The organism is Leifsonia sp. NCR5 (genome assembly GCF_002105485.1).
Classification (GTDB): domain Bacteria; phylum Actinomycetota; class Actinomycetes; order Actinomycetales; family Microbacteriaceae; genus Leifsonia.
Genome location: NZ_NCSR01000004.1, coordinates 153,327 through 173,840, shown reverse-complemented (window position 1 = coordinate 173,840; position 20,514 = coordinate 153,327). Strand labels below are relative to the sequence as shown.

Genomic DNA, 20,514 nt, shown 5'->3' with positions numbered 1-20,514 from the left:
TGATGACCAACGACACACCGGGCGATCCTGAGAAACCCGTCATCCCCAAGCGGGGCCGGTCGGTGTCGAAGGCCGAGTTCCGAGCCCAGGTGCAGGCCACCAGGGCGGATTTCGAGCGTCAGGTGCTCGCCCGCAAGGCGCAACTGGATGCGACGAACGAGCGCATCGCGGAGCGCACAGGCCGCAACCTGATCCTCGCGATCCTGATCGGCGTCGGCGTCGGCGCCCTCCTGCTGTTCAGCCTGATCTTCATCAAGGAGATCTTCCTGGTGTTCGGGATGGCGATGGTCGGCTTCGCCGGCTTCGAGCTGACCCAGGCGTTCCGCGGGGCCGGCCACCGCGTTCCCCGCACGCCCACGCTGATCGCCGCGCTGGCGATCGTTCCCGCGTCGTTCTTCTTCCACGCGGGCGGGCAGCTCGTTTCGCTGTCCGCCGGCATCCTGTTCGTGGTCGTCTGGCGTTTGATCGAAGAGGCCGCCCGGCCGGATGCGCGGCGCGGGGGAGCGGCGCTGGTCCGCGACCTGACGTGGAGCGTGCTCGTGCAGCTCTACGTCGTCCTGCTCGGCAGTTTCGCGATCCTGCTGCTCGCGGAAGACGGCGGGGAGTGGTGGGTGCTGGCGTTCATCATCCTGGTGGTCGCCGTCGACACCGGTGCCTATGTGAGCGGGCTATCGTTCGGCAAGCACCCGATGGCGCCCACGATCAGCCCGAAGAAGACCTGGGAAGGCTTCGCGGGCGCCGCCGTGACGAGCGTGATCGCGGGCGTGCTGCTCTCGGTGTTCATGCTGCACATGACGTGGTGGTTCGGCGTCGTCTTCGGCATCGCGCTGCTGCTCACGGCCACCCTGGGCGACCTCGCCGAGTCGCTGATCAAACGCGACCTGGGCATCAAGGACATGAGTTCCTGGCTGCCCGGCCACGGCGGGTTCCTCGACAGGCTCGACTCGATCCTGCCGTCCGCGGCGGTCACGTACGCGCTGTTCCTGATCTTCGGATGACACAATAGGGGAGTGAGCACCTTCCCCCGCACTCGCAAATCGGTCATCGGGTACGACACCGAACAGGTCGACGAGTTCCTGCAGACAGCGCGTCGCGCATACGACGGAGGCGCAGCAGACGGCGGCACGGCGGACGACGCGCCCCTCCTGACGGCCGCAGACATCCGGCACACCGCCTTCGCGATGAAGAAGGGCGGATACTCGACGTCGCACGTCGACGCCGCCCTCGAACGCCTCGAGGACGCCTTCGCGGCGCGCGAGCGGGAGTCCGCGCGGACCGCGATGGGAGACGCCGCCTGGTTCGAGCAGGCGCGCACCACGGCGCAGGTGATCCTCAACCGGCTGGAGCGTCCGGCGGGGGAGCGGTTCGAGCGCGTGAGCTTCCTGACCTACGGATACAACAAGGGCGACGTCGACCGTTTCGCCACCCGGCTGTCGCGGTATTTCCAGGACGGACGACCGATGAGCGTCGAAGAAGTGCGCACCGTCACGTTCCGTCCGCAGCGCGGCGGATACCGCGAAATCCAGGTCGATCTGCTGCTCGACGGCGTGACGGATGTGATGCTGGCTGTTCGCTGAGTATGGGTGGGCTGTGTTGGCAGTTCGTCAATTGTTCGTTATGGTTCTGTGATCGTGGGTAGACGAGAAGCAGAGATCATTCCGCTGTCTCCGGCCAACCCGGTCGGCGTAGCGTTCAAGCGACCCCGGCGTCCGCACATCCGGTCGCGTGCGGCCCTCTACGGTTTCGCCTTCACGGCGGCCGTCGGCTTCGCGCTCGTGAATGTGGTCGACCCGTATTCGGGATCGGCGGCGACCCCGGCGTACGCGGACACCGTGCAGGCGACCAGCCGGTTCGGCGACGCTCCCGTGCAGTCGCTCACCGCCCCCGGTTCGTACACCGCGACGGTCACGCGCGAGGCGATGACGGTCAAGCCGAAGCCGAAGCCCGTCGTGGTGGCGCCTCCGAAGCCCGCCGCGACCTCCAGCGACTCCGGCTCCGACTCCGGATCCGGTGGTGGCGCACCCGCCGCCGGCACGCCGGACCCCGGTTCCGCTCAGGCCATCGCGTACCAGATGCTGCAGGCGCGCGGCTGGGGAGACGACCAGTACAACTGCCTGGTGTCGCTCTGGAACCGCGAATCCGGCTGGAACGTCTACGCCTACAACGCGGGCAGCGGCGCATACGGCATCCCGCAGGCGCTGCCCGGAAGCAAGATGGCGTCGGCCGGTCCGGACTGGCAGAACAGCGCGGCCACCCAGATCACCTGGGGGCTCGGCTACATCTCCGGGCGCTATTCGACGCCCTGCGGCGCGTGGAGCCACTCGGAGAGCTCCGGCTGGTACTGATCCCCTCGGGAGCATCCTGAGCGGTCAGCGGCGCTCTGAGCGCCGGATGGCGGCTGCAACGGTCACAGCGGCCGCGAAACGGTAGCGTTGCTGCATGGAGTTCGCGCTGATCGGTGTCATCGGGGTGATCGTTCTCGTCACCGTCTCGAAATTCTCGAAGCAGCTCGGCGTCGCGGCTCCGCTGGTGCTCGTGCTCGTCGGGGTGGCCAGCTCGTACATCCCCGGCCTGCCGACTCCGATCGAGGTGCCGCCCTGGGTGATCCTCTCCGCGGTCCTCCCACCGCTGCTGTACGCGGCGGCGATCCAGGTGCCGCTGATGGACTTCCGCCGCAACCTGGGCACCATCTCGGCGCTGTCCGTCGGCCTGGTGATCGTGACGGCCGTGATCGTCGGGGTCGTGCTGCACGCGCTGCTTCCCGGACTGTCGCTCGCCGAGGGCATCGCGCTCGGCGCTGTCGTCAGCCCGACGGATGCGGTGGCCGCCACCGCGGTCGCCAAACGTCTCGGCCTTCCCGCCCGGCTGGTCACGGTGCTCGAAGGCGAGAGCCTGGTCAACGACGCGTCGTCCCTGGTGCTCCTGAAGTCGGCGCTGGCGGCGACGGCGGCCGTGGTCAGTATCGGATCCGTCGCCTGGAACTTCGCGTTCTCCGTGGTGGTCGCCATCGTGATCGGGCTCGTCGTCGGCATCGTCACCGTCTACTTCCGTTCCCGGCTGAACGACTCCGTGCTGGAGACCGCGATGTCGTTCGCCGTGCCGTTCATCGCGTACATCCCGACGGAGGAACTCGGCGCATCCGGGATCCTCGCGGTGGTCGTCGCGGGGCTCTACACCGGCCACAACGCTGCGAGGAAATTCAGCGCGCAGGCCCGCATCGCCGAGCGGCTGAACTGGCGCACCGTGCAGTTCGTGCTGGAGAACGGCGTCTTCCTGCTGATGGGCGTGCAGCTGAACACGATCATCGGCAGCGTCCAGAGCGACAAGGAGTCCATTACCGTCGCCACCGCCGTGGGCATCGGGCTGCTGCTCTGCGTGCTCCTGCTCCTCATCCGGGCCGCGTTCATGATGCCGATCGTGATCTGGCTGCGGGCGACGCAGCGCAGGGCGGCGGAGCTGGAGGACCGGGTCAGCGCGGGCCTCGACCGGGTGCGCAACAGGGATGAGCCCACCACCGAGCGCGGGCACCGGCGCTGGCGGCGGCTCACCCGGTATCTGGAACGGCGCTCGGCCGACATCACCGAGCTGCAGGAGTCACCGATCGGCTGGCGTGGTGGCGCCGTGCTCACCTGGGCTGGGATGCGCGGGGTCGTCACGCTCGCGGCGGCCCAGTCGCTGCCGGCGGACGGCAGCATCCCGTACCGGGCGGAGCTCATCCTGATCGCCTTCACCGTCGCGCTCGTCACGCTGCTGGCGCAGGGGGGCACGCTGCCGCTGATGATCCGGCTGCTGCGCGTCTCCGGCACGGACGCCGCCGCCGACCGGCGCGAGCTCGCCGGCCTGCTCGAAGAGCTCAGCGAGGCGGGCATCGCCGCGCTCGAGAACCCCGAGATCCCGCTGGCGGACGGCCAGAAGCTCGACGACCAGGTGGTCGATCGGGTGCGGCAGGACACCCTGCTGCGGGTGGAGGCCGAGTGGGAGCGCGTCGAGCGCGAGGAGCAGGAGGAGGAGACCGTCGGGCCGCACCAGCAGTACCGCACGCTGCGGGCCGCCGTGCTGGATGCCGAACGCGCCGCGCTGCTCGAAGCGCGCAGCAGGGGGAACTACTCGTCGCGCATCCTGAGCAGGGCGCAGACGATGCTGGACTTCGACGAATCGCGGATGGCGCAACGCGAAGACCGGCCGTGAATCGGGCGTTTAGACTGGACAGATGCCGCGCAGCAACCGTCCCCGAGGTCGCCAGGGCCGGGTGCCCGGCGACGACGACGAGGAGAACGGCCTCGGCCGTCTGCTCGCGGGCTGGCGGCAGACGGAGACCCGCCGTGGCGTGGTCTGGAACGTGCAGCCCGTCTCCGCGCTCCAGGCGCAGAAGAGCTACGTCTGCCCGGGCTGCGGGAAAGACGTCGCCCCCGGCGTCGCGCACGTGGTCACCTGGCGCGCCGACGGCGTGATGGGCGACGCTGCGGACATCGCCGCGCGGCGGCACTGGCACGCCCACTGCTGGAAGATCAGCTGACGAGAGAGGTCACGTCCGTGACGACTGCCCCCACCGAGATCCGCGGCGCCATCGAGCTGCCTGCACGACGCGAAGACATCGAGCTGCACACGCGCGACGGCCTCACCCTGGTCGGCGAGCTGGCGAGCCCGGTCGACCGCCCGCCGGTCGCGACCCTCGTCACGCTGCACCCGCTGCCGACGGGTGGCGGCTTCATGGACTCGCACATCCTGCGTAAGGCGGCGGGGCGGCTGCCGGCCCTGGCCGACATCGCCGTGCTGCGCTTCAACCTGCGCGGGGTGACGTCGCCGCGCGGCACCAGCCAGGGCGCGTTCGGGCACGGCGTCGACGAGCGGTACGACGTCGAGGCGGCGATGGACTTCGTCGCGGAGCGCGGACTGCCGAAGCCGTGGCTGGTCGGCTGGTCGTTCGGAACGGAGCTGGCGCTGATGTACGGACGCCAGTATCCCGTCGCCGGGGTGATCCTGCTCTCCCCGCCGCTGCACCGCGCGAAGCCGGAGCACCTGGCGGCGTGGGCGGGGGACAGCCGCCCGATCGTGGCGCTCATCCCGGAGCACGACGACTACCTGAAACCGGATGCGGCCGCCGAACGGTTCGCGCCGCTTCCGCAGATCGAGCTGGTCGACGTTGAGGGCGGCAAGCACCTGTGGGTCGGCGAGACGCAGACCAGGCGCGTGCTGACCGAGATCGTCGCGCGCGTGAACCCGTCCGCGCTTCCTCTGCCGACCACGTACCCGCCCGTCGACTAGCGACGACGACGGGCGCCGGCGCCGCGCCGCGGGCTAGAGCTCGTTCTGGCGCGGGATGACGACCTGCTTGATGATGAGCAGGATCGCGGCGGCGAACGGGATGGCGATCAGCGCGCCGAGGATGCCGAGCAGCGTTCCACCCGCGAGGGCGGCGACCACGACCAGGGCGCCGGGCACGGCCACCGCGCGGTTCATGATGCGCGGGCTGAGCACGTACGCCTCGACCTGCATGTAGATGATGTAGTAGATCGCTGCAGCGATGGCGGTCGGCGGCCCGGCCAGCAGGCAGACCGCCGTGATGATCACCGAGCCGGTGATCGTGCCGACGAGCGGGATCAGCGAGAAGAAGAACGCCACGGACGCGAGCAGGATCGGGAACTTGGCGCCGATGATCGTCAGGAAGATCGCACTCAGGACGCCGTTGACCAGCGCCAGCGCGACCTGCCCCATCACGTACTTGCCGACGGAGTCGGTGATCTGGTCGCCGAGGTCGGCGAACCGGGAGCGCTTGGAGGCGGGCACCAGCTGGTAGGTGGCGCGCTTGATGCTCGGCAGCGACGCCGTGAAGTAGATGGTCAGGATGATGATGATGATCCCGCCGAACACGCCGCTGACGATGCCGATGCCGGTCTGCAGCACCTGCGAGGTGATGTTGGGCAGGTTCTGCTGCAGCCACTTGGTGACGGCGTCGATGTTGTCCTGGTTGACGATGGTCGGGAACTGGTGCTGCAGCCCCTCGAACCACTTCTCCGCATCCCCGTGGTTGACCCAGCCGATGATGCCCTGGATGAGCTGGGACAGCTGGTCGACGGCCACCGGCACGATCGCCCAGATGAGCAGAGTGACCAGCCCGATGATGACCACCAGGGTGACGGTGAGCGCCGCCCAGCGCGGGAACTTGCGCCGTTCGAGGAACGAGATCAGCGGCTCGATGCCGAGCGCGATGAAGAGGGCGGCTCCGATGTACGTGAGGATCGTCGCCAGGTTGACGATCGACGTCAGGAGCAGGAAACCCAGCCCGACCCCGAGGGTTCCGATCAATCCGACGCGGAACGGGTTCAGGATCTTCACGGGGCCCCCACGGTGCTCTTGGTCAGTCTCTGTCGGTGGTCACCTTCTCGGCCTGCTGCAGGACTCCACGCAGGTTCTCGAAGTAGCCGGCAACGGCTTCGCGCTCAATCCTAATCTGGGCCAACCGCTCCTCGGCGTCCGCCACCAGGCGGCGTGTCCGTTCGTCGGCGTCCTCGATCAGCGCAGCTGCGCGTTCCTCGGCTTCGGCGACGATGGTACGCCCAGTTTCGTCCGCTTCGGACTTCGCCGACTTGATTGTCGTGCGCGCCTCGTTCTCGGCCTTCTCCGCCTCCGCACGCGCCTGCGCCGTGCGCTTGACGGCGTCGGCGAGCTGGGTGTTGGCCTCGTCGAGGTACTTCTGGGTCTGGGCGACCGCTTCCTGGTGCCGGAGCAGGTAGTCCTTCTCGGCCTCGTCGCGGCGCGCTTTGAGCTCGACGTCGAGGTCGATGCGGGCCTGCTCGATCTCGCGGGTGCGCGCATCCACGGTCTCGAGCACCTCGGTGCGCATCGTGGTGAGCTCGGTGTCGAGGGCGGACCGCGCCTGCACGGACTCCTGCTCGAACGCGCTGCGCAGGGAGGCGAGCTCGGCTTCCAGCGCCGTGCGAGCCTCGGCGACCTCGGCGGCCAGGGTCGCGCGCGCCTCGGCGGTCTCCCGCTCGAGGGCGACGCGGGCCTGCTCGGTCTCCGCCGCGAGGTCGACGCGGGTCTGCTCCGCCTCGCGCTGCAGGGCGAGGCGCTGCTGTTCCCTGTCGTTCTCCAGCTCGTTGGCGGTCGCCTCGCGCTGGTCGGCCAGGTCGACGGCCGTGCGGCGGGTGTCCTCCGCGAGCGTGCTCTGGATGCGCTGGACCTCCTCGTCGAGGCTCGACTTGGTCTGCTCCACCTCGGCGGCAAGGGCGGACTTCGTCTGCTCGACCTCTGCGGCGAGAGCCGACTTCGTGGTGGTGACCTCGGTCTCGAGGGCCGACTTCGTCTGCTCGACCTCGGCGGCGAGGGCGGATTTCGTCTGCTCGACCTCCGCGGCGAGGGCCGACTTCGTCTGCTCGACCTCCGCGGCGAGGGTGGTCTGGGTCTGCTCGACCTCGGCGGCCAGCTCGGCCTTGGTCTGCTCGACCTCGGCGGCGAGGGCCGACTTCGTGGTGGTGACCTCGGTGTCGAGAGCGGACTTCGTCTGCTCGACCTCTGCGGCCAGGGCCGACTTCGTGGAGGTCACCTCGGCGGCGAGCTCCGACCGGACGTTCGCGGTCTCCGCCGCGAGGGCGCTGCGCTCGCGCGCGAGCTCGTCGGCGAGCGAAGTCCTGGCCGCGTCGACCTCCTCGGCGAGGGATGCGCGCAGCTCGGTGGCCTCCGCATCCAGTTCGCGGCGCTGCCGCTCGGCGTCCGCGGCGAGGGCCGCCCTGGTCTGCTCGACCTCGGTGGCGAGCGCGGTGGCCGTCTGCTCGCGGTCTGCGGCGAGGGAGGCCGCGGTGGTCGCGCGGTCGGACTCGAGCTGCGCCCTGGTCTCGGTCGCCTCCTTTTCGAGGGCGGTTCTCGTCTGCAGGACCTCGTCGGCGAGTTCCTTCCTGGTGCGCTCGACCTCCTCGGCCAGGGCGCTCCTGGTGGTCGCCGCTTCGGCGTCGAGGGCGCTCTTCGTGGTGCTGACCTCGGTGGCGAGGGCGCTCTTGGCGGTGGTGACCTCGTCCGCGAGTGCGCTCTTCGTGGTCGTGACCTCGTCCGCGAGCGCGCTCTTCGTGCGAGTGACCTCGTCGGCGAGCTCCTGCTTCGTGCGGGTGACCTCGTCGGCCAGGGCGCTTTTCGTGCTGGTGACCTCGTCGGCGAGCGACGACCGCGTCTGCTCCACCTCGGCGTCGAGCGACGCCTTGGTCTGCTCGACCTCGACCGCGAGGGCCTTCTTGGTCTGCTCCACCTCGGTCTGCAGCGCGAGGCGTGTGGTCTTGGACTCGTTCTCGAGGTCGGCCTTCGTCTGGGCCGTCTCCGCGGCGATGGCCGCCCGCTGCTGCTCGACCTCTGCTGCGAGGTCCGCGCGCGCCTGGGCGGCTTCGGCGGCGAGGGCGTTGCGCGTGCTGGTCTGCTCCGCCTCGAGGCGGTCCGCCGTCTCCGCCACCTGCCTGGCCAGGTCGAGCCTGGTCTGCTCGGACTCGCGCTCGAACGCCGCCCTGTCCTCCGCGAACGCGGTGGCGAGCTCGGTGCGCCTGGTCTCGATCTCGCGGTCGAGCTGGGCGGCCTCTGCGCGAGCGGCCTCCGCCTCCCTGGTGGCCACGGCCTTGAGCTCGGCGGCCTCTCTGTCGGCCTCCGCGCGGACGGCGGACGCCTCGCGCTTGCTGGTGGCTCTGACCTCCGCCGCCTCCGTGGCGACGGCGCCGCGGATCGCCGCGGCCTCGCGCATCGCGTCGGTGAGCAGCGTCTCCTTGTCCGCCCTGGTCTTCTCCAGCAGCTCGGCCGACTCGATCTGGGCATCCTCGATGGCGGTCGTCGCGCGGGCCCTGGCGTCGGCCAGGATGCGCTCCGCCTGCTGGGATGCGGTGGTCTTGATCTTCTCGACCTCGGCTGCGACTCCGGCGCGTAGCTTCTCCGCGTCGATGTCGGCCTGCGCGATCAGCCGGGTGGACTGCTCTTCGGCGACCCTGAGGGTGTTCTCCAGTTTGGTGCCGAGGCCGGAGAACGTCGGGCTGCCGACCTCCTCGATCTCCGCGTTGAGCTCCTCGACGCGCACCTGCAGGCGCTTGATCTCCTTGGTGGCGTCCGCGGCCTGCGTGTTCGACTTGATCAGGTCGCGGCGCAGCTCCTGCAGGGCCTTGTCGACCTCGTCCTTGTCGTAGCCGCGGAAGACCTGGGTGAAGTTCGATTCGTCGGTGGCCACTTCATACTCCTGAAAGCTCGGGGGGTGCGGCGCCTGGCGTGCACCCCGACGATCCTACATTTCAAGCCAGGGGCGCGCACCGGTGGACAGTGCATCCGTGGAGGCAATGGTTAGACGGCTCCCAGGGTGACCCGGTATCTTTGTGTAACTGTGCCTCCCGTCGTCTCCGGCACAGAAGGAGCTTGCTTGCGTTTCGTACTCGCCATCGTCGCGTTCGTCGTGGCGGCCGTCATGATCGTCGCGGGAATCGCCCAGCGCACGGTTTTCGCGCCCCCGTCGCAGATCGCCGCGACCACGACTGTCAAAGGCGACCCTCGATTCATCGTGATCGACGGTGCCGTGCTGAACGCACATCCCGGGCAGCAGACCCTGTCGGTGAGCGGCGGAGACGCCAAGTCGCAGGTGGTCGCGTACGGCAGGACCGCCGACGTGAAGGCCTGGCTGGGCTCCGAGAAGTACGTGAGCCTCGGGCTCGACAAGACCACCGGCGACATCACGATGAAGACGGTCACCACCAAGACGACGGACGGTGAATCGACGTCGACGGCCACTCCCGCCCCGACGTCCACCCCGGCCGCTCCCGCCGACCCGGCGACGACCACCCCGGCGGAGGGCGCGACGACGGGCGACGCGGCCGCCACGCCGAACCCCAACCCGGCCGGCTCCGACATGTGGCTGGAGGAGTTCGACGGCGAAGACGCGCAGGTCACCAGGATGAACGTCCCGGACAGCATCAGCGTGATCGTCGCCGGAGACGGCACGAAGGCTGCTCCGAACCAGATCCGCGTCACCTGGCCGGTCGACTCGAGCACCCCGTTCGCCTTCCCGCTGATCATCGGCGGCCTCGTGCTGCTGGTGGTGGGCATCGGCCTCTACCTCTGGGGCCTGTACGCCATCCGCAAGTCGCGTGGCCCGCGCAGGAAGGGCGGACCGAAGATGCCGAAGCTGCCGAAGGCGCCCAAATACAAGCCGTCCAAGGCCGTCGAGGCCACCCCGAAGGGCCGTCGGTCGGTCAGGCGCTCGATGGTCGCCGTGCCGATCACGCTCGTCGGCGCCCTGGCGCTCAGTGGATGCTCGATCGGCTCCGTGCAGTCGTCCTCCGTCCCGATCCGCACGGCGAGCCCCATCACCACCGAGCTGCCCAAGGCCAAGGACCAGCTTCCCCCCGCCGTCACCGTGCCGCAGCTGGAGCGCATCGTGAAGCGCATCTCCGCCACGGCGACCACGGCCGACGCGAAGGCCGACCCGGCCATCGCCAAGCAGCGCTTCACCGGTCCTGCCCTGCAGCTGCGCGAGGCCAACTACGCCATCCGCGCCAAGAAGGCGGACGAGCCCGCTCTTCCGGCCATCCCGGCCAGCCCGATCGTGCTCTCGCTCCCGCAAGCCACGGACACCTGGCCGCGCACGGTCACCGCCGTGGTGGAGACGCCGAAGGACGCCAACGGGGCGGCCCAGGCTCCTCTCGCGCTGACGCTGGTTCAGGAGACCCCGCGCGACAACTACCTCGTGACGTACGCCGTCTCGCTCGAACCGAAGGCCAAGGTCCCGAACCTCGCTCCGGCCAGCATCGGCTCCGCCGTCGTGCCGCCGGACTCGAAGCTGCTGAAGCTGCCCCCGAAGGAACTCGCCGCCGCATACGGCGACGTGCTGATGAACGGGGACGCGAGCACGTCCGCCGCGCTGTTCAGCCCGGAGGGCGACACCCTGCGCACGCAGGTCGGCGCCGATTGGAAGGCGCAGCAGAAGGCCGAGCTGCAGCAGAAGTTCGGCGCGACGTCGTCGCTCGACTTCACCAGCGCGGTCGGCGCAGGACCGGACATCGCGATGGCGACCAACGACTCCGGTGCGATCGTCTGGGTCAACCTCGAGGAGACGCAGACCCTGCGCGTCGTCGAGGCCGGAGCGGAAGTGGACGCAGGGCCGACCTCCGCCGCGCTTTCCGGAGTAGCGTCGTCCAAGACGGGCATCGCATCCACCTACGGATACCAGCTGGCGTTCTACGTGCCGCCGGCGGGCTCGTCCTCCAAGATCACCCTCCTGGGCTTCGCCCAGGGCCTCGTCTCAGCCAAGGAAGTCCAATGAGCCAGATCCCGCCGAGCCCCACGAACCTGCGCGGAGCCGTCGACCTCACCTCGCTCGTGAACCGGGCCATGACGTCCGGGCAGCCCGCAGCGGCCGGCGCGGCCGCCGGAACGGCACCGGCGGGGGAGCAGGGCGGCGACGTCGCCCTGCCGAGCCTCTACTTCGAGGGCACGGACGCCAACTTTAACGACTTCCTCGACCTCTCGATGACCGTCCCGGTGGTCGTCGATCTGTGGGCCGAGTGGTGCGAGCCGTGCAAGCAGCTCAGTCCCATCCTGGACAGGCTGATCGCCGAGTACGGCGGCCGCCTGGTGCTGGTGAAGGTCGACGTGGATGCGAACCCGCAGCTCACGCAGGCGTTCCAGGCGCAGTCGATCCCCGCCGTCGCCGCCGTCATCGGCGGACGCCCCGTGCAGCTCTTCGCCGGGGCGATCCCGGAGCAGCAGGTGCGCGACGTGTTCGAGCAGCTCCTGCAGCTCGCCGCCCAGAACGGCGTGACCGGACGCGCGGCCGTCGACGGCGCAGCCGTGTCGGAGGCCGGAGACGCGGCGGAGCAGGCGGAGCCGACGCCGGAGCCGCTTCCCCCGCACCACGCGGAGGCGTACGAGGCGATCGAGCGCGGCGACTTCGACACGGCCATCGCCGAGTACAAGACCGCGATCGCCCAGGACCCGCGCGACAGCATGGCCGTCGCCGGCCTCGCCCAGGTGAGCCTGCTCGCGCGCCTGGCAGGGAAGTCGCTCGACGAGATCCGTTCGGCCGGGGCCTCCGCCCCCGACGACGTGGACGCGCAGCTGCTCGTGGCCGACCTCGACATCTCCGGCGGACACGTCGACGACGCGTTCGACCGGCTGCTCACGCTGTTCCCGAAGCTCGACGCCGCGGGTAAGGACGCGGTGCGCACGCGCATCCTGGACTATTTCGAGATCGTCGGTGTGGATGACCAGCGCGTCGTGAAGGCGCGGGCTAGGCTGGCGTCGCTGCTGTACTGAGCCGATCACCGGCCCCAGCGGCTTCCGCTCCTAACCGCATCGTATCGATCTGCCGGGAGGCCCCTGCATGGCCCGCGTTCTCGTCGTCGGAGGAACCGGCCTCGCCGGTCGCGCCGTCACCAATGAAGCCGTGGGCCGTGGCCACGACGTGATCGTCGCCTCCCGCCGGGTGCCGGACGACGACAGCGAGCAGTATGTGCTCGGCGCCGTGTACGAGACGGCCGACGTCGTCTCCGGAGACGGGCTCGAAGCGGTGCTCGAGGGCGTCGACGTGCTGGTGGACACCACCAACGGCTCCGGCAGGACCGCCGCCCACGTCTTCGCCCACGGCTCGCAGAACCTGCTGCACACCGCGGCCCGGTTCGGCGTGCACCAGGCCGTGCTGCTGTCCATCGTGAACGTCGATCAGTCCGGGTACAGCTACTACCGCGCCAAGGCCGCCCAGGAGCGCGTCTACCGGGAGTCTCCGCTCAGCACCCGCATCCTGCGCACGACGCAGTTCCACGACTTCGTGTCGTCGATCTTCGCGCGGGGGAAGGCGGGCGTCATCCCGGCTCCGTCGAAGACCAGCTTCCAGCCGATCGCGGTCACCGATGTCGCCCGGCTGCTGGTCGACGCCGTCGACGGCCAGGGCGAGGAGGATTCCACGCTCACGGTCGGCGGCCCGAAGGTCGAGACCACGAGGGAGCTCGCGGAGCAGTGGAAGGCGGCCACCGGCGCGCGCGGCGCGATCGTGCCGGTGCGGCTCGGCGGTCAGCTCGGCACGTTCCTCCGGGCGGGCAGCAACCTGGTTCCGGATGCTGCCCTGCCCGGCATCGACTACGCCACCTGGCTCAGCTCGAACGCGGCTTGAGCCACAGGGCGCCGAGCGGGGGAAGCGTGACCAGCGCGGACGCCGGGCGTCCTGCCCAGGGCTCGTCCACCGCATCCACCGCCCCGAGGTTGCCGACTCCGGAGCCGCCGAACGCCTCGGCGTCCGTGTTCAGCAGCTCCTCCCACTGACCGGCGAACGGCAGCGCGACGCGGTAGCCCGTGTGCGGGGCGCCGGAGAAGTTCATCACGACGGCGATCGGTGAGCCGTCCGCGTCCTTGCGCAAGAACGACACGACGTTGCCCGCCGCGTCCGAGCCGTCGATCCACTCGAAGCCGGCCGGATCGTTGTCGAGCGCCCAGAGCGCGGGGGTGGCCTTGTAGACGGCGTTCAGCTGGGCCACCAGGTCCCAGAGGCCGCGGTGCGACGGCTGGTCGAGGATCCACCAGTCGAGGCCGCGCTCCTCGCTCCACTCCGACGGCTGCCCGAACTCCTGGCCCATGAACAGCAGCTGCTTGCCGGGGTGCGCCCACATGAACGCGAGGAATGCCCGCACGTTCGCGAGCTGCTGCCAGTGGTCGCCCGGCATCTTGCCGAGCAGCGAGCCCTTGCCGTGCACGACCTCGTCGTGGCTGATCGGCAGGAGGAAGTTCTCGCTGAACGCGTAGACGAACGAGAAGGTGATCTCGCTGTGGTGGTAGCTGCGGTACATCGGGTCCTCCTCGATGTACTGCAGCGCGTCGTGCATCCAGCCCATGTTCCACTTGAGGCCGAAGCCGAGGCCGCCGGAGGAGGTCGGCTGGGTGACGCCCGGCCAGCTGGTGGACTCCTCGGCGATCATCACCGTGCCCGGATTCCGCTTGTACGAGGTGGCCGTGACCTCCTGCAGGAAGCTGATCGCCTCCAGGTTCTCCCGGCCGCCGTGGATGTTCGGCAGCCATTCGCCGTCAGCGCGGGAGTAGTCGAGGTAGAGCATCGAGGCGACGGCGTCGACCCGCAGGCCGTCGACGTGGAACTCCTCCAGCCAGTAGAGCGCGTTCGCGACGAGGAAGTTGCGCACCTGCGAGTTGCCGAAGTCGAAGACGTACGTCCCCCAGTCCTTCTGCTCGCCGCGGCGCGGGTCGGAGTGCTCGTAGAGCGCCTGCCCGTCAAACCGGGCCAGCGCCCAGTCGTCCTTCGGGAAGTGGCCGGGCACCCAGTCCATGATCACGCCGAACCCGGCCTGGTGCAGCCGGTCGATCAGGTAGCGCAGGTCGTCGGGGGAGCCGAACCTGCTGGTCGGCGCGTAGTACCCGGTGACCTGGTATCCCCACGATCCGCCGAAGGGATGCTCCGCGAGCGGCAGGAACTCGACGTGCGTGTAGCCGAGGGCGCCGACGTAGTCGATCAGCTGGTCGGCGGCCTCGCGGTAGCCGAGGCCCGGCCGCCAGCTGCCGAAGTGCAGCTCGTAGATGCTCATCGGACCGGAGTGGGCGTCGTGGGAGGAGCGGTCGCGCATCCACTGGTCGTCGCCCCAGACGTGCTCGGAGGCGGTGACGACGGAGGCGGTGGCCGGGGGAGTCTCCGCCTGCCTGGCCATCGGGTCCGCCTTGCGCACCCACGCGCCGTTCTGGCCGAGCAGGTCGAACTTGTAGATCGCCCCGGCGCCGATGCCGGGGAGGAAGATCTCCCAGACGCCGGAGGAGCCCATGCTGCGCAGGGAGTGGCGTTCGCCGTCCCAGTCGTTGAAGTCGCCGACTACCCGCACGGCGCGGGCGTGCGGCGCCCAGACGGTGAACGCCGTGCCGTGCACGCCGTCGATCTCGCGGAGGTGCGCTCCGAGAGCCGTCCACAGCTGCTCGTGCCTGCCCTCGGCGATGAGGTGGATGTCCAGCTCGCCGATGGTGGGCGCGAACCGGTACGGGTCCTCTGCGTCCCAGACGCTGCCGTCCGGGTAGCGGGCCTCGATCGTGTACGTGTCGGCTCCGATGATGTCGATGCCCTGCCAGACGCCGTGGGCGACGTGCGCGAGCTCGATGTGCGCGCCGGTCGACAGCACAGCCGTCACCTCGCTGGCGAGCGGGCGCAGCGTCCGGATGACCGTGATGCGGTCTGCGACGCCCGGCGCGCTGACCGCGTGCTGGCCGAGGATGGCGTGCGGGTCGTGGTAGCTGCCGGTGGCGACGGCGAGGAGCAGCCCGTCGTCGAGGGTGGGGAGCTCAACGGCTGCCGCGCCTTCGGGGATGGGACTCATCAGGAACCTGCCTTCACGGTAAGGATGTGCACGGGCTCGGTGAACGCGTCGAGCCGGACGTAGTCGTCGGCCCCCCAGGTCCATTTCGCACCCGTGACGATGTCTTTGACCTCGAACAGGGCGCCGGGCTCGACGCCGAACGCGGCGACGTCGAGGTGCACCATCGTCTCGCGCACCGAGTGCGGGTCGACGTTCGCCACGACGATGACCGCATCCGGCTTGCCGCTGCGGGTGAACTCGCCGGCGAGGTATTTGGAGTAGACGAGGATCGAGTCGTCGTCGCTGGCGTGCACCCGCAGGTTGCGCAGCTGGCGGAGCGCCGGATGCTCGCTGCGCGCCCGGTTGAGCATGGTCAGGTACGGCGCGAGCGACTGGCCGAGGGTCTGCGCCCTGCCGTAGTCGCGCGGGCGGTACTCGTACTTCTCGTTGTCGATGTACTCCTCCGCGCCGGCGCGGGCGACGTTCTCGTACAGCTCGAAGCCGGAGTAGACGCCCCAGGTCGGCGCGGCCGTCGCCGCGATGGCCGCGCGCACCTTGAACGCGGCCGGGCCGCCGAACTGCAGGTACTCGGTGAGGATGTCCGGGGTGTTGACGAACAGGTTGGGGCGCAGGAAGTCCGCCGTCTCTGTAGCGAGGCCGGTGAGGAACTCCTCCAGCTCCTCCTTCGTGTTGCGCCAGGTGAAGTAGGTGTACGACTGCTGGAAGCCCGCCTTGGCGAGCGTGTGCAGGATCGCGGGGCGGGTGAACGCCTCGGCGAGGAAGACCACATCCGGGTCGGTGGCGTTGACCGTGCGGATCAGCCACTCCCAGAACGCCAGCGGCTTGGTGTGCGGGTTGTCGACGCGGAAGATGCGGACGCCGAGCGACATCCAGTAGCGGACGATGCGCAGGATTTCCTCGCGCAGGCCCTCCGGGTCGTTGTCGAAGTTGATCGGGTAGATGTCCTGGTACTTCTTCGGCGGGTTCTCGGCGTACGCGATCGTGCCGTCCGGCAGGGTCGTGAACCACTCGGGATGCTCGGTGACCCACGGGTGGTCCGGTGCGGCCTGCAGCGCGAGGTCGAGCGCGACCTCGAGCCCGGCCTGCTTGGCCTTGCCGACGAAGTAGACGAAGTCCTTCTCCGTGCCGAGGTCGGGGTGGATGGCGTCGTGGCCGCCCTCCGCCGAGCCGATGGCCCAGGGCGAACCAGGGTCGTTGGGTCCCGCATCCAACGTGTTGTTCGGCCCCTTGCGGAACGTCCGCCCGATCGGGTGGATCGGCGGCAGGTAGACGACGTCGAAGCCCATCGCGGCGACCTCCGGCAGGCGCTTCGCCGCCGAGCGGAACGTGCCGGACTTCCAGGTGCCGTCCGGCTGCTTCTTCGCGCCCTCGGAGCGCGGAAAGAACTCGTACCAGCTGCCGACGCCCGCGCGGGTGCGCTCCACTTGCACGCCGCGCGTCGCGGACAGGGTGGGCAGGTCGACGACGGGGCGCACGGTGAGGATCCCGGCGACGCGCGGCTCGATGGCGGCGGCGAACCGTTCGTCCACGGTCTTGGTGGTGTCGGCGACGACCTTGGCGGTCTCGGTGAGGTGGCGGCGCTCCGCCGTGCTGCGGCGCTTGTCCGTCGCCGCGCGGGTGAGCAGCTCGTGCCCGATGGTCAGCATCAGCTCGGTGTCGATGCCGGCCGGGATCTTGACCTCCGCGTTGTGCCGCCAGGTGGCGTACTCGTCGGCGTACGCCTGCACGCGGTACTTCCAGAGGCCCTCCGTCTCCAGCTGGACGAGCACCTCCCAGCGGTCGGTGCCCGGGTCGACGGGGTGCATCCTGTGCTCGGTCTGCACGCCGTTCGGGTCGAGCAGAAGTAGGTCGACGCCGATCTGGTCGTGGCCCTCCCTGAACGCCGTGGCCCGGAACGGGATCACCTCACCGCTGAACGCCGCCGCCGGCCAGAGGCCGTCGTCCACCTGGGGGGAGAGCCCCAGGATCGGGATGCGCCCCAGCAGGGGAACGTAGTCGGTCTGCGCCGGTGCGCCGCCGTCCGCAGGGGATGCAGGCTGTCCGGCCGATACTGTTTTGGTCGCTGCACTCTTTGCCACACCCCGACCGTACACGCATTAACGTGCCGGACATCAGGCTCCCCTAGAGTGGCAGCGTGAAGGCTATCCGAAGGTTCACCGTCCGTGCCGTCCTGCCAGAGAATCTCTCTGCTCTCGAAGAGATTGCAGGCAATTTACGCTGGTCCTGGCATGAGCCGACCCGCCAGCTGTTCGCGAGGATCGCGCCCGAGTTGTGGCAGCAGGTTGGCCACGATCCGATCGCGCTGCTCGGCGCCGTCGAGCCTGCTCGGCTCGCCGAACTCGCCGCCGACCAGGGCTACGTCGACTGGGCCTCCCACATCCGGGAGGACCTGCGTGCATACCTGAGCGAGCCGCGCTGGTACCAGTCGCTCGACGATTCCGCTCCTCACTCCATCGCATACTTCTCCCCGGAGTTCGGGATCGCCGCCGCCCTGCCGCAATACTCGGGCGGCCTCGGCATCCTCGCCGGCGACCACCTCAAGGCCGCGAGCGACCTCGGCGTGCCTCTCGTCGGCGTCGGCCTCTTCTACCGCTCGGGATACTTCGCCCAGGCGATCACACCGGACGGCTGGCAGCTGGAGAGCTACCCGGTGCTCGACCCGGACGGCCTTCCGCTGTCCGTCCTGCGCAACCCGGACGGCACCCCGGTGCAGATCACGCTCGCCCTCCCCGACGGCGTGCTGCACGCCCGCGTCTGGCAGGTCGCCGTCGGACGTGTGACGCTGCTGCTGCTCGACACGGACATCCCAGACAACGAGGAGCGGCTGCGCTCGGTGACCGACCGCCTGTACGGCGGAGGAGGAGAGCACCGCCTGCTGCAGGAGCTGCTGCTCGGCATCGGCGGCGTGCGCGCCGTCAAGGCGTGGAACGACCTGACCGGAACTCCGGCCGCCGAGGTGTTCCACACCAACGAGGGCCACGCAGGGTTCCTCGGCCTGGAGCGCATCTCCGACCTGATCGGCGAGGGCCTCACCTTCGACGAGGCGCTACAGGTGGTGCGTGCGGGAACGGTGTTCACCACGCACACCCCGGTCCCCGCCGGCATCGACCGGTTCGACACCCCTCTCGTCCAGCGCTACTTCTCCACCGACCTCCTGCCGGGCGTCGACCCGCAGCAGGTGCTCTCCCTCGGCGCCGAGGACTACCCGGGCGGCTCGCCGGACGTGTTCAACATGGCTGTGATGGGCCTCCGGCTCGGCCAGCACGCCAACGGCGTCTCGCGGCTGCACGGCGAGGTCAGCAGGCAGATGTTCAACGGGCTCTACCCGGGGTTCGACGCGCAGGAGGTGCCGATCGACTCGGTCACCAACGGCGTACACGCCCCCACCTGGACGGACCCGATGCTGCTCGCGCTCGCCGAGGAACGCCTCGGCACCGACGACACCACCGCAGCGGACTGGGCCAACGGCCAGGCCGTCACCGACCTCGACCTGTGGTCGGTGCGCACCAGGATGCGCGAGCAACTGGTGGAGGACGCCCGGCGCCGCCTGCAGGCCGCGTGGGAGTCGCAGAACCCCGGCGGCATCGCCCCGGCCTGGATGGACGAGCTGCTCGACCCGTCCGTGCTGACCATCGGGTTCGCCCGGCGCGTCCCGACGTACAAGCGCCTCACGCTGATGCTGCACAGCCCGGAGCGGCTGCGGTCCATCCTGCTGAACGCCGACCGGCCGGTGCAGATCGTGATCGCCGGCAAGTCGCATCCGGCAGACGACGAGGGCAAGCGCCTCATCCAGAAGCTGGTGCAGTTCGCCTCGGAGCCCGACATCCGCACCCGCATGGTCTTCCTGCCCGACTACGACATCGGGATGGCGCAGCTGCTCTACCCCGGCACGGACATCTGGCTGAACAACCCGCTGCGCCCGCTCGAGGCGTGCGGCACCTCCGGGATGAAGGCGGCGCTGAACGGCGCGCTCAACCTCTCCATCCTGGACGGCTGGTGGAACGAGTTCTACGACGGGGAGAACGGCTGGGCGATCCCGTCCGCCGACGCGGCGGGAGACGGGGCGGAGCGCGACGCGCTCGAAGCCGAGGCGCTCTACGACCTGATCGAGCACCAGATCGCCCCGCGGTTCTACGACCGCAACAGCGACGGCGTGCCCGAGAGGTGGGTCGGCCAGATCCGGCACACCCTCTCCACGCTGTCGCCCGAGCTGAGCGCGGGCAGGATGGTGCGCGAGTACGTCACCCGCCTCTACGTTCCCGCCACCACGTTCGAGCGCAGGCTCACCGCAGACGGCTTCGCCGCCGCCCGCAGCCTCGCCGCCTGGAAGTCACGTGTCCGCGCAGCCTGGCCGGGCGTCACGGTCGCCCACGTCGACGCCGGAGGTGTGGATGCTGTGCCGCAGGTCGGCGACGAGCTGCACGTGCGCGCACTGGTGCACCTGGGCGGGCTGAGCCCGGACGACGTGGAGGTGCAGCTGGTCTACGGCCGCAGCCACGAGGGCGACGACCTGACCGACGTTCGCCACGAGGCGCTCGCTGTCGACGAAGCGGAGCCGGGCGTCGACGACCCGACCGTGGCGCGCGAGTACCGCGGAACGGTCGAGCTCGACCACGCAGGCGGTTTCGGTTACACGGTGCGCGTCGTGCCGCGCAACCCGCTGCTGATCTCCGATGCGGAACTGGGGCTGGTGGCGGTCGCGAGCTGACCGTCAGGCGGCGATGGCCGCGAGCTCTCCGGCGGTGACGGCGAGGAGGTCGGTGGGGGAGAGCTCCACGTCCATCCCGCGCTTGCCGCCGGAGACGAACACCGTATCCCAGAGCTGGGCCGTCTCGTCCAGCACCGTGCGGAGCCTGGTCTTCTGCCCGATCGGGCTGATGCCACCGACCACGTAGCCGGTCTTGCGTTCGGCGACGGCCGGATCGGCCATCGTCGCGCGCTTGGCGCCTACGGCAGCGGCGAGCGCCTTGAGGTCGAGCATCCCGGTCACCGGCACCACGCCGACCACGAGGCCGAGCTCGGTGTCGGCGAGCAGCGTCTTGAACACGCGGTCGGGTTCGACGCCGAGCGCCTCCGCCGCTTCCAGCCCGTACGAGGCGGCCGCCGGGTCGTGGTCGTACGCGTGCACCGTGAACGGGATGCCGGCCGCCGTCAGCGCGACGGTCGCCGGGGTGCCTGCCATTCTCCCGGACGGCGACTTCGC

At 69.8% G+C, this 20,514-nt stretch carries 15 protein-coding genes; 10 read left to right on the top strand and 5 right to left on the bottom strand.

Annotated elements, in window-relative coordinates:
* Positions 1-2 precede the first annotated feature (2 nt).
* From B7438_RS05575 to B7438_RS05550, 6 genes are all read left to right on the top strand, one after another.
* Positions 3-998 carry a phosphatidate cytidylyltransferase gene (locus B7438_RS05575; protein ID WP_085368556.1) on the top strand — a complete coding sequence of 332 codons (996 nt, stop codon included), beginning with the start codon at positions 3-5 and terminating at the stop codon, positions 996-998.
* Between the two features lie 12 nt (positions 999-1,010).
* On the top strand, positions 1,011-1,577 hold the full coding sequence (locus B7438_RS05570; RefSeq protein WP_085368555.1) for a DivIVA domain-containing protein: 567 nt from the start codon (positions 1,011-1,013) through the stop codon (positions 1,575-1,577).
* Between the two features lie 54 nt (positions 1,578-1,631).
* A complete protein-coding gene (locus B7438_RS05565; RefSeq protein WP_247597373.1) occupies positions 1,632-2,345 on the top strand; it encodes a lytic transglycosylase domain-containing protein in 714 nt (237 codons plus the stop codon).
* A 94-nt stretch (positions 2,346-2,439) separates the two neighbouring features.
* Positions 2,440-4,188 carry a sodium:proton antiporter gene (locus tag B7438_RS05560; protein ID WP_085368554.1) on the top strand — a complete coding sequence of 583 codons (1,749 nt, stop codon included), beginning with the start codon at positions 2,440-2,442 and terminating at the stop codon, positions 4,186-4,188.
* A gap of 22 nt (positions 4,189-4,210) precedes the next feature.
* On the top strand, positions 4,211-4,516 hold the full coding sequence (locus tag B7438_RS05555) for a hypothetical protein (RefSeq protein ID WP_085368553.1): 306 nt from the start codon (positions 4,211-4,213) through the stop codon (positions 4,514-4,516).
* A gap of 17 nt (positions 4,517-4,533) precedes the next feature.
* A complete protein-coding gene (locus B7438_RS05550) occupies positions 4,534-5,265 on the top strand; it encodes an alpha/beta hydrolase (RefSeq protein WP_179150731.1) in 732 nt (243 codons plus the stop codon).
* A 33-nt stretch (positions 5,266-5,298) separates the two neighbouring features.
* Here the strand turns inward: B7438_RS05550 and B7438_RS05545 are convergent, their stop codons facing one another.
* A complete protein-coding gene (locus B7438_RS05545; protein ID WP_085368551.1) occupies positions 5,299-6,336 on the bottom strand; it encodes an AI-2E family transporter in 1,038 nt (345 codons plus the stop codon).
* Between the two features lie 22 nt (positions 6,337-6,358).
* A complete protein-coding gene (locus B7438_RS05540; RefSeq protein ID WP_085368550.1) occupies positions 6,359-9,193 on the bottom strand; it encodes a DivIVA domain-containing protein in 2,835 nt (944 codons plus the stop codon).
* 186 nt (positions 9,194-9,379) lie between these two features.
* On the opposite strand from B7438_RS05540, the gene B7438_RS05535 reads away from it, so the two are divergent.
* From B7438_RS05535 to B7438_RS05525, 3 genes are all read left to right on the top strand, one after another.
* Positions 9,380-11,275, top strand: coding sequence for a hypothetical protein (locus tag B7438_RS05535; RefSeq protein WP_085368549.1), 1,896 nt, complete (start codon positions 9,380-9,382; stop codon positions 11,273-11,275).
* A complete protein-coding gene (locus B7438_RS05530) occupies positions 11,272-12,267 on the top strand; it encodes a tetratricopeptide repeat protein (protein WP_085368548.1) in 996 nt (331 codons plus the stop codon). Before B7438_RS05535 ends, B7438_RS05530 begins: the two co-directional genes overlap by 4 nt.
* A 67-nt stretch (positions 12,268-12,334) precedes the next feature.
* On the top strand, positions 12,335-13,120 hold the full coding sequence (locus tag B7438_RS05525; RefSeq protein ID WP_085368547.1) for an SDR family oxidoreductase: 786 nt from the start codon (positions 12,335-12,337) through the stop codon (positions 13,118-13,120).
* Here the strand turns inward: B7438_RS05525 and glgB are convergent.
* Together glgB and B7438_RS05515 are read right to left on the bottom strand one after the other, a co-directional pair.
* Positions 13,101-15,311, bottom strand: a complete 2,211-nt coding sequence (gene glgB, locus B7438_RS05520; protein ID WP_085368546.1) for a 1,4-alpha-glucan branching protein GlgB — start codon at positions 15,309-15,311, stop codon at positions 13,101-13,103. The two genes, B7438_RS05525 and glgB, sit on opposite strands and share 20 nt — an antisense overlap.
* Complete coding sequence (locus B7438_RS05515; RefSeq protein ID WP_373270187.1) at positions 15,311-17,389, bottom strand: alpha-1,4-glucan--maltose-1-phosphate maltosyltransferase; 2,079 nt, start codon at positions 17,387-17,389, stop codon at positions 15,311-15,313. The genes glgB and B7438_RS05515 overlap by 1 nt, the downstream gene beginning before the upstream one ends.
* A gap of 56 nt (positions 17,390-17,445) precedes the next feature.
* Here B7438_RS05515 and glgP point away from each other — a divergent pair, with 56 nt between their 5' ends.
* The gene (gene glgP / locus B7438_RS05510) at positions 17,446-20,019 is read left to right on the top strand and encodes an alpha-glucan family phosphorylase (RefSeq protein ID WP_085368545.1); all 2,574 of its coding nucleotides are present in this window, start codon (positions 17,446-17,448) and stop codon (positions 20,017-20,019) included.
* 3 nt (positions 20,020-20,022) lie between these two features.
* On the opposite strand, the gene ybaK is transcribed toward glgP, so the two are convergent.
* Positions 20,023-20,493 (bottom strand): Cys-tRNA(Pro) deacylase, encoded by a 471-nt coding sequence (ybaK, locus tag B7438_RS05505; RefSeq protein ID WP_179150730.1) that lies wholly within the window; start codon positions 20,491-20,493, stop codon positions 20,023-20,025.
* Positions 20,494-20,514: the final 21 nt, after the last annotated feature.